This window comes from Haladaptatus caseinilyticus, assembly GCF_026248685.1.
Lineage (GTDB): Archaea > Halobacteriota > Halobacteria > Halobacteriales > Haladaptataceae > Haladaptatus > Haladaptatus caseinilyticus.
In genome coordinates, this window is record NZ_CP111036.1 from 1,303,267 (window position 1) to 1,314,778 (window position 11,512).

Annotated in this window: 14 protein-coding genes and 1 tRNA gene; 9 read left to right on the forward strand and 6 right to left on the reverse strand. The window is 59.2% G+C overall.

Going from position 1 to position 11,512, the window contains the following annotated elements; genetic code table 11:
- The first annotated feature begins 242 nt into the window (after positions 1–242).
- Positions 243–1,064 (forward strand): hypothetical protein, encoded by an 822-nt coding sequence (locus tag OOF89_RS07170; RefSeq protein ID WP_266079660.1) that lies wholly within the window; start codon positions 243–245, stop codon positions 1,062–1,064.
- A gap of 22 nt (positions 1,065–1,086) precedes the next feature.
- Here the strand turns inward: OOF89_RS07170 and OOF89_RS07175 are convergent, their stop codons facing one another.
- The gene (locus tag OOF89_RS07175; RefSeq protein WP_266079662.1) at positions 1,087–1,287 is read right to left on the reverse strand and encodes a hypothetical protein; all 201 of its coding nucleotides are present in this window, start codon (positions 1,285–1,287) and stop codon (positions 1,087–1,089) included.
- A 127-nt stretch (positions 1,288–1,414) separates the two neighbouring features.
- On the opposite strand from OOF89_RS07175, the gene OOF89_RS07180 reads away from it, so the two are divergent.
- Complete coding sequence (locus OOF89_RS07180; RefSeq protein ID WP_266079664.1) at positions 1,415–2,050, forward strand: DUF3267 domain-containing protein; 636 nt, start codon at positions 1,415–1,417, stop codon at positions 2,048–2,050.
- Between the two features lie 59 nt (positions 2,051–2,109).
- On the opposite strand, the gene eif1A is transcribed toward OOF89_RS07180, so the two are convergent.
- Together eif1A and OOF89_RS07190 are read right to left on the reverse strand one after the other, a co-directional pair.
- Positions 2,110–2,394: a translation initiation factor eIF-1A gene (gene eif1A, locus OOF89_RS07185; RefSeq protein WP_407661599.1), complete on the reverse strand. Its 285-nt coding sequence runs from the start codon at positions 2,392–2,394 to the stop codon at positions 2,110–2,112.
- Between the two features lie 235 nt (positions 2,395–2,629).
- Positions 2,630–2,703: transfer RNA gene (locus OOF89_RS07190), tRNA-Lys, on the reverse strand.
- A gap of 97 nt (positions 2,704–2,800) precedes the next feature.
- Here OOF89_RS07190 and OOF89_RS07195 point away from each other — a divergent pair.
- Positions 2,801–4,096, forward strand: coding sequence for a M20/M25/M40 family metallo-hydrolase (locus tag OOF89_RS07195; protein WP_266079668.1), 1,296 nt, complete (start codon positions 2,801–2,803; stop codon positions 4,094–4,096).
- A gap of 28 nt (positions 4,097–4,124) precedes the next feature.
- On the opposite strand, the gene OOF89_RS07200 is transcribed toward OOF89_RS07195, so the two are convergent.
- Complete coding sequence (locus tag OOF89_RS07200) at positions 4,125–4,790, reverse strand: DUF7119 family protein (RefSeq protein WP_266079670.1); 666 nt, start codon at positions 4,788–4,790, stop codon at positions 4,125–4,127.
- A gap of 195 nt (positions 4,791–4,985) precedes the next feature.
- Between OOF89_RS07200 and OOF89_RS07205 the strand changes: the two genes are divergently transcribed.
- The 6 genes from OOF89_RS07205 (at position 4,986) to OOF89_RS07230 (ending at position 9,307) form a co-directional block, all read left to right on the forward strand.
- Positions 4,986–5,444: a hypothetical protein gene (locus tag OOF89_RS07205; protein WP_266079672.1), complete on the forward strand. Its 459-nt coding sequence runs from the start codon at positions 4,986–4,988 to the stop codon at positions 5,442–5,444.
- Between the two features lie 54 nt (positions 5,445–5,498).
- Positions 5,499–6,305 (forward strand): hypothetical protein, encoded by an 807-nt coding sequence (locus tag OOF89_RS07210; RefSeq protein ID WP_266079673.1) that lies wholly within the window; start codon positions 5,499–5,501, stop codon positions 6,303–6,305.
- Between the two features lie 99 nt (positions 6,306–6,404).
- Positions 6,405–7,028 (forward strand): VOC family protein, encoded by a 624-nt coding sequence (locus OOF89_RS07215; RefSeq protein ID WP_266079675.1) that lies wholly within the window; start codon positions 6,405–6,407, stop codon positions 7,026–7,028.
- Between the two features lie 92 nt (positions 7,029–7,120).
- Positions 7,121–8,086, forward strand: coding sequence for an oxidoreductase (locus tag OOF89_RS07220; RefSeq protein WP_266079678.1), 966 nt, complete (start codon positions 7,121–7,123; stop codon positions 8,084–8,086).
- A 49-nt stretch (positions 8,087–8,135) separates the two neighbouring features.
- Positions 8,136–8,570 (forward strand): Rieske (2Fe-2S) protein, encoded by a 435-nt coding sequence (locus tag OOF89_RS07225; protein WP_266079680.1) that lies wholly within the window; start codon positions 8,136–8,138, stop codon positions 8,568–8,570.
- A gap of 215 nt (positions 8,571–8,785) precedes the next feature.
- Complete coding sequence (locus tag OOF89_RS07230; RefSeq protein ID WP_266079682.1) at positions 8,786–9,307, forward strand: hypothetical protein; 522 nt, start codon at positions 8,786–8,788, stop codon at positions 9,305–9,307.
- A gap of 36 nt (positions 9,308–9,343) precedes the next feature.
- Here OOF89_RS07230 and OOF89_RS07235 read toward each other — a convergent pair whose 3' ends face one another.
- Positions 9,344–10,183: an RNA ligase family protein gene (locus tag OOF89_RS07235; protein ID WP_266079684.1), complete on the reverse strand. Its 840-nt coding sequence runs from the start codon at positions 10,181–10,183 to the stop codon at positions 9,344–9,346.
- Positions 10,184–10,259: 76 nt separating this feature from the next.
- Positions 10,260–11,498: an MBL fold metallo-hydrolase gene (locus OOF89_RS07240; protein WP_266079686.1), complete on the reverse strand. Its 1,239-nt coding sequence runs from the start codon at positions 11,496–11,498 to the stop codon at positions 10,260–10,262.
- Positions 11,499–11,512: the final 14 nt, after the last annotated feature.

Here is an 11,512-nt window from a genome sequence, read left to right on the forward strand (position 1 = left end):
ACATGATTGGGCGAGATGGGTCGTTCCTCGAGCGCGACGACTTCGTATTCCGCGTCTCGAATCACAGGAACCACGAGGCCCGTTCCGGTGTTCACGGTGCTAAAGACGCCGAATCTCATACCGTTGGTGTGCTTTTGAGCGTAAGGAAAGCGTCTGCGGTGAACAATGGGGAGGGGAGAACGGGTTTTGAACGGTGTCGCCAAAAAGTAACCATTATACCCAACGCGGACCGGGGCTAGGATATGCAACGAAGAGCAGCGGGCGTTTACATCGCCGTCTTTCTCGTTATCGCTGCCGGAGCGTACTCACTCATCGGAGTCGCTCAGGAGCCGACGGTCTCGGTCGAGAATCCCGACAAGACCCTCTCGAAGCAAGGGCAGAAACTCAACGTGGACGGGCGACAGTACAACGTCACGTCTCTCAGCGACGGTTCCGCGGAGGTCGCGTGGACACAACAGTCAGCCACCTATTCGGCGGAGTTGACGAACAACTCCACGATAGAGCAGAACAACACCACGTTCCGACTCCTCATCCCGAACCAGTCGAACCCGAACCGAGCCACGCTCCGCGAGGTGCAGAACTTGACGAACGACACCCAGACGATCGAACAGGGCAACCAGACGTACGTCGTCGTCAACGGCAGCGACAACGGCTCCGCCAACAAATCGCTCGTCCCGGTCGATGAGTACAAACGCCAACAGTACGGCGAACCGGAGACGCGGACGCTGCGACAGGGGAACAACTTCCAGTACCAGAACAATACCACGACGATTCAGAACATCACAAAGGAGGCCGTAATGCTCCAGTGGAAGGCACCAAAGACGACGACGACCTCGCTTTCCGACGGCGGTACTGCGGACCTCGGTCCGAACAACAAAACGTTCGTGGCACACAGTGAAAGCGGGAAGGTACTCCTCTCGTCCGACGTCGAGGGTTACAACGAGCAAAAGGCGGAAATCAATCACTTCAACGAGCGAATCGCGGGTCTCTGGGGTGTGTCCATCCTGAGCTTCCTCGCGGCACTCCTGTTAGCCATGCTGGCCTACATGCCGTTCAAAGGGTAACGAACGAAACGAAAATCGATTTTTACGTCCGGGACACCCACGCCAGAGCCCCGCCGATGCCGATTGCCGAGAGAGCGCCGAGTATTTGGCCGAGCATAACGAGGAAATTCCCGGATTTGTGTGCCCATGGGGTTCCGACGAGAGTTGCGATCCCGATGAGGACGAGGAGCACCCCCATAGCGATGCCGAGCGGTTCGAGCGGATCCGAAACGAATCGGTTCATGTCCGTGTTCTGTGTTCGGCTACCGTATAACACCTACTGAACGAAGCTACCCATTTTCGGACTCCTATAAAAAGCATGGATATCAGGTACGTATCAGTTATGCGAAATCGGTACGTACCCGGATTAGATGGATCTGCTCGGAGAATCGCCCCCCGGATACACCAACTATCAACGATATACGTTCCGAGAGTGGATCAGCTTCGTCGTGCACGCGCTGGTCGGTTTCGTGCTAGCGAACGCCTTGTTTCCCGGGCTTTGGAGGGACGTTCTCGTCCTGTCGTCAGCGCCGACGGAAACGGCGATATTTCGGTTGCTCGCACTCGCGCCTGAAGTCGGGTTTGGCCTCCTCACGGTGGTGATACACGAAGCAGTCCATTACGCCGCCTGCGCTCGGCTCGACAAGGAACCGCAGTTCGGCTTCCGGTGGGGTTCGTTTTTCGGTATTCCTGAGCCGATGCCGTACGTCGTCTCACTCCATCATCATCTCAGTAGATGTGAGTGTTTCGTGACGTTTCTTGCGCAGCTCGTCGTCATCGACGCCGTCGCGCTCTCCGTGAGCTTAGTTCTCGCGCCGCTCTCCTCGGTTCCATCGTTCCTCGGCTATTTCGCGAGCGTTGCACTGCTCGTGAACACTGCGTCCGCGACACGGGACGTTCATAATGCCGCCAACGTACTCCGCTTTCCGGGTGGGACCAAGTTTATCAACGTTTTGCGTGATGACATTGAGACGTTCTACTGCGTACCTACCGTAGAGACCCAATAACCGATAGTTTCGAAAAGCAGCGCTGTATTGTACTGTTCTCGCCGCAGAAAGTGCGGACGTTACTGGATGTGGCCTTCGCGACGGAGCTGGTCGGCGTCCTGGCTCGTATAGCGCCATTCGATGTTGGCTTTTTCATCCTGCCAATCCCACGGTTCGACGACGACGACGTCGCCCTCCTCGATCCATGTTCGGTACTTCATTCGTCCTGGGATTCGCCCCATTCGCTCCTTACCGTCTTCACAACGGACGCGAACGTGGTTCCCGCCGTTGTGTTGTGTTACGACGCCGAACATCTCGTCACTATTAGGCATCCGGAGATTTCGGCGTTCACTTTCTTCGCTCACATCCATAAATGGTGCCGGACATGGTTAAGTCATTGGATACAATAGACACCGTTTACCACGCCGCCGGAAACGTCTTTTCGGCAGTTTGCGGGTCATCTGTGGCGCGATATCCGGTGAATTGATGTCACAATTGAGATGTTTCGTGTGTTCCCCAGAATCGCCCCTCCTGTCCGTCCACCGTCGCTCACGTTGAGTGAGCACACGCTTCGCTCCTCACCTTCGTTCCTCGCAAAAGCGGGCTGGAAGGGATTTGAACCCCTGGCCGTCTGGTTAAAAGCCAGACGCTCTGCCTAACTGAGCTACCAGCCCTCATCCATTTGTGAGTGGTGCGACGGTTAAACGTTTACCATTCTCTTCCGCCGGTGGTGTCGGCAACGTTTACCATCCCCGCTACGACTGTCGAACCATGACAGGGTTTGCCGACTCGCAGAGCGACGAACTGCGGGCACTTACCGAACGGCTCTGTTCGTTCGATACGACCGGTGGACGGGAAGGTCCAGCACAGAAATGGCTCGCCAACGAACTCGCCGAAATCGGGTTCGAAACCTACGAATGGACTGCCGATGCCGAGGCGTTGGCCGACCATCCATCGTTTCCCGACGACCCGACGGAGATCGAACAGACCGAAGCCAGCGCTTCCGGGCCACGTCTCGCGGATCGACCGAACATCGCGGGCGTACTGGAGTTCGGGAATCCGGACGACGGACCGACGCTCGTCCTGAACGGTCATATGGACGTGGTTCCGGTCGCGCGCGAGTCGTGGGATACCGACCCCTTCGAACCGACGTGGGACGACGCTGGACTCACGGCCCGCGGCTCAGTGGACATGAAATCCGGCGTGGCCGCCTGTATCTTCGCCGCGAAATATCTCGCGAAACGGGCGGAAGATGGCACCGAAACCGACCTCAACGGAAGAATCGCCGTCGAAAGCGTCGTTGGCGAGGAGGAGGGCGGACTTGGCGCGGCGGCGGCCGCGCTCTCCAATCCATACCCGTTCGAGCGCGATGCGGCCATCGTTGCCGAACCGACCGACCTCACGCCCGTCATCGCAACCGAGGGAAGCGTGATGAAGCGACTCCGCCTCGCAGGACGGTCGGCACACGCGGCCACGCGCTGGCGCGGCGAGAGCGTCCTGCCGCATTTCGAGCGAATCCGAGAGGCGTTCTACGAACTCGAAGCCGAGCGAAGCGAATCGGTGACACATCCGTTGTATGAGGAGTTCCCCGTCCCATGGCCAATCGTCATCGGGACCGTCGAAGCGGGAACGTGGTCGTCTACCGTTCCAGCGAACTTGACCGCCGAAATGCGTCTCGGGGTCGCACCGGGTGAATCCGTCGAAGAAGTCGAATCAGCGTACGAGGCACGACTAGCTGAAGTAGTCGAGGACAGCGAATGGCTGTCCGAGCATCCACCGACGTTCGAGCGATTTTCTATCCAGTTCGAGGCTGCGGAGACGGACGCGGACGAACCCATCGTCGGCGCGCTCCAGTCGGCGATGGCCGACTTCGAACTCGACACGACCCTCCGCGGTGAAACCTACGGCGCGGACTCACGCCACTACGCCAACGCGGGAATTCCGACCGCGATATTCGGCCCCGGAGCCATCGAACAGGCCCACTTCCCCAACGAGACGATTCACTGGCCGGACGTCGAGACTGCAGGAGCAGTCATTGCCGAGGCGGCCCGCGAGTTCCTCGGCTGAACGATTCGGTTCGCTCTTCGTTTGCGTTTCACTCCAACTCGCGCTTCAGTGCTCGAACGACGACCGCTTCCGGTTCCTCATCGGCCAATGCGGCCTCACGCCGCAGTTCCCGGTACACCTCCGGCGGAAGTGAGAGCGTCACCTCGCCGGACGTCACGCCGTGGTTGTACAGCGCGCGCTCGGCTGGAGTTCCGTCGTTGATCTCGCTGACGATGGATCGAACGTCGCGGACGGTCAGCGAATTGTCGAGGATGGCCCACGCCAAATAGAATCGAGCGTCGCCACCGACTCGCGCGATGTGTTTCGCCGCCGTCGGTGCGATCCGTCCTAACGCGACGTGGCGGCGAATCGACCGTGGGAGGTCGTGTACCCGCGCCCATTTGCGGATGAAGGCGACCGTCGTTTCGCCACCTGCCTCCTCCGCGGCACCTTTGTACGACCCGACGCCGCGAACCAGCGCGGCGCAGGCCGCTGCTCCGCGGAGCATGTAGACGCTGTCTTCAGCCGCTCCGCTTCCGTCGGCGAACGCCCGGACGGTCTCTGCCGCCTCGGAAACGCTTTCGGGGTCGTTCGGGTCGAACGCTTTCGCTTGGTCCGCGTGCTCGCCGGTAATCGACTCGTCGCCGCGGATGACGGGTTCACCGACCGGTGATTCACGGTCTGCCGGCGGTTCCTCGCCGAGGCCGTCAGTCATTGTACGACGATTGTTCCGACGGGGCAAAAAGGAACTGTTCGTCCGGGTCTTTATCGCGCTGTTGATTCGGTGTCTTCGTGCACGTTCCGCTGACCTGCTTGCCTTGGTCTCATCGATATCAGCACCGTCTCGGAACCATCCTGTGCTCCGACTCCCTCCGCAATTTTATAAGCGAAGGCGACGAAATTTCCGACAGTGACGGGTCATAGCACCGACCGGACGAACGACGAGCGTCAGCTTCGCCCTCGTGAGAAAAAAGGCGGTCTCGAACAGTGGGTAGAGTACGTTTTCTTCGCTGTCGGCGAGGTGACGTTTCTCGGTTTGCCCGCCTTTGCGCTGTTGATGCTGGCCGAACCGAACGGCCCGCTGAAGTTCGCCGCGATATTCGTCTGGGCGACGCTCGCACTCATAACCGGAACGATGCGCTGTGAGTGGCACGACATTCGGTGGCCCCGGATGACGCCCGTGCTAGTCGTCGTTCGACTGTGCTACTACAATGCGGTCATCCTGACCGTATCCTATTTCGGTGCGATGGCCGACATCACGCTTCACTCTCCCGCCGTGACCGCCGCGGTCGCCGTGGTGCTCTCGTTTGGCTGTGCGCTTGCCTTCCCTCGAGTTGCCGAATTCGTGACCGCCTCCGTCCCGAACTGAGATCGACACACGCATCCAACCACCTCGACGAAACAAAACGACCCGAACAGACACATGCGAGACGAAGATTACGACCCGACGACGTGCCCGGCCGCGGGCTGTGAGTACGAGGATTCCATTCGTTCCGTCGCCGCGCACATCAGCGGCACTGACGACGACCGTCACTCGTGGAAAAACCTCGCCTTCGACGGTGCCCGCGATTTCGTGATACAGCAAAAGCGACGACAGCAGGGGAGAACGAACTCCGACGGAACTGCAGTAGGGCGTGCAAAAAGCGACTCGGTGACCAGTTCAGCGGCCACTTCGACTACCGGTTCGAAGGCGTCCACTTCCGAAATGGCCGACGACATACGCGAACTGGATCTCGAATTCGCTCGGGATGCGCTCGTTTTGCTCGACCTCATACGTCGGTACGATACCGATTCGCTGGCTGAATTGGATACGTTCCGGCTGGCGAACCTCTATACGTTGCTGTCCGACGTGAGTAGGGGTGCTGACGACGCCAGAAAGCAGGTCCGTGACGTTCTCAGCGACGAACTGCAGGACGACCGAACGGTACCATCCGATTTCGGCACGGTCAGACGGTACACTTCCCGACGACGGAACCAAAAGGACGAGGCAGTGATTCGCGCCGAGTTGGAGCGCGCTGGTATCGACCCTCGGGAGGCGATGAGTTTCGACACCACGAAGCTCAAACAGTTCGCCGAGGAGCGTGCCTTCGACGAATCAACCGTTTTCGATTTCGAGGAACGAACGTACGTCAAGAAGGCGGGCAATAAATCGGGCGACGACGGAGATGGCCGCAGAGAAGCATTTGAAGCTCTCGACCCAGAAATCCGCTCGTTCATCGAAAAACGATAATACGAACCTCACAGACGAACTGACATCGGTGTTACGTGGTGTCGTCGCTGTCCGCGAGAGTATATTGCCGTTGGAGACCAACTTCTTCACGACGAAACCATGTCCGATAACCCAGACACTGCCATTCCTGTCACGGCCGAGCGACCTGATAGTGCGTTCCACCTCAGTGGAACCGACCACATTACCCTCATCGGTAGTAACGAGGAAGATACGGTCGCGTTCTACCGCGATATCCTCGGCATGCCGCTCATCCTCCGCCAACCGAACCTCGACGCGCCGAACGTCACACATCTCTTTTTCGACACCGGCGATGGACGCGTCATCACGTTCTTCGTCGAGGAGGGGCGACAATCGAACCCGTCCCCACAACGGACCGGAATCGGTGCGGTTCACCACCTCGCGTTCCGCTTCGAACCGGAGCGCTTGGAAGAAATCAGGGAGGGGCTCGAAGCGAACGGCCACCGGTACAACGTTTTCGACCGAAGTATCTTCTACTCGCTGTACACCCGCGACCACAACGGGCTAACCCTCGAACTGACGACAGACAAGTTCGATATTCCGGACGACAGACGGGCCGAAGTGCTCGCAACCGCTCAGAGACTGCGTGAGGAGGACGGTTCCGACTACGCCAAAGCGGAGCACCTCGAAGCCGCGCTGAAAGAACTCGGTATTGCTGCCGACCCCGTCGAACTTCCCGACGCACCGACGGGCGCTGGCGTGTAGGACGCGTTTGCAGTTCTGAACTGCTCTTCCGAACGCGGTTCCGAACTAGGTCGGGCAATGGCTTTCTGTACTGTGCAGTCGTAGACGGTTCCATGGCGAACCCGGAACGCTGGACGACGGAACGACTGCCGGATCTAACCGACAAAACGGTCATCGTCACGGGTGCGAACAGCGGCCTCGGCTACGAGGTGACCCGCGCGCTCGCTCGAAACGGGGCGTCCGTCGTCATGGCGTGCCGACGGACGAACCACGCGATGACGGTCAAAGGGCGGATTCTCACGGAACTCCCCGATGCGACACTCGACGTGCGCGAACTCGACCTCGCTGATAGCGAGTCGATTCGCTCCTTCGTGGACGACTTCGAGTCGGAGTACGACGACCTGCACGTCCTCTGCAACAACGCCGGTGTGATGGCGATTCCACGAACGGAAACCGAGGACGGCTTCGAGTTGCAGTTCGGCGTCAACCATCTCGGCCACTTCGCGCTGACCGGTCTGCTGTTCGACTCGCTTCTCGAAACGCCGGGGGAGACACGTGTCGTCACCCAGAGCAGTGGCTTCCACGAACGTGGCGACATCGACTTCGACGACTTGCACGGCGAGCAGGAGTACGACAAGTGGGCGGCATACGCTCAAAGCAAACTGGCGAACGTGCTGTTTGCCTACGAACTCGACCGCCGACTCACGGATTCGGGTACCGAGGACGTCCTGAGCCTCGCCTGCCATCCGGGATACGCGAGCACCGATCTGCAACGACGTGGACCGGAACGGGAAGGCTCACTGATTCGACTGTGGGCGATGGGCCTCGCAAACGCGGTGTTCGCCCAGAGTGCGGAACGCGGTGCACTTCCGATGCTCTACGCCGCGACCGCGGACGAACTCATCGGCGGGGAGTACGTCGGCCCCAGCGGATTGATGAACATGCGCGGATCGCCAGACGTTCAACCGTCGAGTGAGCGATCCTACGACGAGAAACTGGCTCGCCGTCTCTGGGATGTTTCGGAGGGGCTGACGGGTGTGACGTACGGCTTTCCCCAATCGAAAGCCACGACGGAATAACCCCCTGCGAGAAGTACGGTTTAACTGTCGTGAATGCGATTGGTTTCCCATGGTTGCCACGGACGCTACGCGGTTGACGACGGTCGACGAACTCCCCGAAAACGGCTCCTTTCTATTCACGATTCGCGAACGGGACGGCTCGGAGGTGGAGGTGATTCTCGTGAACGGCGGAGACTGCATCTCGGCGTGGCGCAACTTCTGCCAGCACGAAACCGATCAACGACTCGACAGAGGGTTCGGTGCCGTCATGCGCGACGGAGAAATCGTCTGTCCCAAGCACGGGTCGATGTTCGACGCCTGCTCCGGGCACTGCGACAACGGAAAAGCGAAAGGATCGACCCTCCTGTCGGTGGATGTGACTGTCGAAGACGACGATATCTATCTCACGGATAGGACGTGTGATTTCCTTCACGAGGGCGGAATCGAGGACGAAGACGACGATGACGACGGCATGCCGTCGTCATCGTCACACCTGACGTTTTGAAAACCTCTGCGATCGTGCCTGTCGTCACGTCGGAACCGATCGAACTCCCGCCAGTGGTCGTGTGGTTTTTCGGTCGGGATTCATCCACTCGTCCGTCGCCGATGTTTCAGTGGGCGTATTCGTATGGAACAGGCGATGCCACGAGTAGGGGTAACGAGCCATCTCTCAGAAATGTTGTGCAGAGCCTTATCCGCTCGTCCGACGAACTGTTCAGTATGCCAACTGTTGATGAACGCTTGGTCGAAGACATCGCCGAACACGACCGCTACTACCATATCGAGGATTTCGTGACGTATCTCGAACGCCACCTCGACGACGAACCGGGCGTCTCGATGGACCATCTTCACGCCTATGCCGATGCACTCGGCTACAGTCGAGAGCGGACTGAGGAGCTGCTCGACGAACGGCTAACCGATTCGATGACGTGGGTTTCCGACGACGTGTTCTATCGAATGGGTGACAACATCAGCATCTATCCACTTTCGTGGCACGAACGGTTGGCCGATACGCTCGACATCGCCGACTACGTGCGGGTGATGCTGGAGAGTCGGGAGCTTTCGGAGGGTGATGCGGGAATTCCACAACCAGACGTTCTGACCGCGCTCGAAATAATCGCCAATATCGACCGAAAGGAAGGCGAGGAACTGCTTCGAAAGCAACGCAAACAGGGTGATATCGTCATCTACGCCTACCAAAATCCGGAGGACATCGTCCGCCTTCCGGAGACGAAGGAGTGAGTCCGGACGGCGAGACCGTCCTCCGTCTCGGGTATTTTACGCTCGTTTCGAGACGAACTGCTGCGTGAGCGAGGCGAGTTCGGACCGAAACGCCTGCACGTCGACGTCCGCTGTCTCGTCGAACAGTCGAGCGTGATTCTCACGGACGACGGTCTCGAAGGTACGCTCGAACAATGAGTCGACGGTAACCGGCCGGCCGTCGGTTTCGAGTTTCGTCGCAACTCGCTCGAAACGTTTCTCGGTTGCGTACCGTCGGGCTATCTCGTCAGCAGGCGCGTCTATCGAGGTTCGTCGCTCTTCTTCGCCGAAATCGGCCGCCAGCAGTTTGGCATGGTCCCCCGTTTTGTTTCGGATGACGGCTCCCGCCGCCGTCCCATCGTACCATTTCGACTGCGGGATTTCGTACTCGTCGGGGTCGAAATCGACCGCTCGAACCTCCTTTTCGAACGTGTTTACGGGATGAAGGCCGAGACGGCCATACACCGCCTCGACCCGGTCGGGCGAGAGGAATCGCTCGTTCGTTTCGGACCAAACGTCGAATCCCAGAAACGACGGCGTTCGGCTCCAGTCGTAGTCGATCGTGTGTTGGTGCATCGCTTCGCCGACGAAGACGATCGATTCGACGGTATCGACTGCCGACCGAAGCGCCGACCGGTCTACGTTTTCACGGATATGCCGAACCGCGTGCTGGTACGGTGTCGGAATCGAGTCGGGTTCGTAGACGCGGTTCCGGTTGCCGAACCGGAGTACCCCGGTTTTTTGGAGTCGAAAACGGAGGTGTGCGCCGTCTACCTTTTCTTGAATCCAAAGGTGGCCACCTTCGAACATGGATTCGGGTGCGTCGTCGGTGTTTGGAATCGGTGGATATGTTTTCATCTGTTGAAGTCGTTGCGGGTGTCGGAGTGACGGCATGTCACCACTGGTATCTGTCGATGCTTGCCTTCGTCCGTCCTCAGTGAGTGTCCACGTAGCTCTCCCCGAGTTCGGGTGCACTCGCGTCGAAGTCTTCTTCTCGCAGTTCCTCGGCGAACGCTTCGCATCTGTCGCCGTGATTCACGAGCACCGTCGAATCCCGGTAGGAATCCAAAAAGTCGAGCAGGCCGTTCCGGTCAGCGTGGGCCGAGAAGTCGTAGGACTCGACCTGCGCGCTGACGGGCATCACTCGGCCATCGATTTCGCCCCGCCCCGAATCCAGCAGTTCCCTCCCCGGCGTTCCCTCGACCTGATACCCTGTCATCGTGATTTTGTTGACGGGGTTGGTGCGGATTGCAGGTATGTAGGTCATCGCCGGCCCGCCGGAAAGCATCCCGGAAGTCGTCACGATGACCGTGTTCTTCCTCGCGATTCGTTTTCGCTGGCCGTTCTTGCCCGTCACGAATCGCGCGTTGGAGATCGCTCGTTTGAGCGCATCACCATCGCGGACGAACTCGGCATTCCGATGGAGCATTCGGGTCACCTCCTTGCCCATCCCATCAACGTAGCAATCGATATCGTGCGCCTCACAGACGAGCAACATCTCTTGTGTTCGTCCGATAGCGAAGGCCGGAACGACGACCGTCCCCCCTTCCCAGAGGGTCGTTTTCACGCTTTCGGCGAATCGTGCTTCGACTTCCTTCCTGTCGCCGTGTTCCACGTCCGAGTAGGTGCTCTCGCAGATGACGATATCGGCGTCCGGCCGCGCCGTCGTTCCCGATAGCAATTGTTGATTACCGGTGTGAAAGTCCGCGGTGTACAGTAGCTTCGTCTCGCCATCGTCGACGAGGACGTGCGCGCTTCCGGGGATGTGCCCCGCGTCGAAGAACGTGACTTCGTGGCCAGCGGCTTCGAACGTCTCGCGATACCCGTGGGGAACGGATACCTGCCGGAGTCGCTTCAGGTCGGCTTCCGTAAACGGACAGTCGTAGCTCCCGCCGTGGAGTTTCAACGTGTCCCGCGCGAGCAGAAGGGCCAATTCGCGGGTCGGCGGTGTCCAGTGTATCGGTGGTCGGTCGTCGCCCGACAGAAGGGAAGGAAGTACGCCGACGTGATCCAAGTGGCCATGCGAGACGACGACAGCATCCGGATTCACATCGCCAACCGGAAACTGCGGTGGATTCCCGGTCAGCATGCCATAATCGAGCAGGAGCGAGTCGTTGACGAGAATCGCGCTTCGCCCCACCTCGTGTGCGCCACCGAGAAACTGGATGTTCATTACTCCCAGTAGTG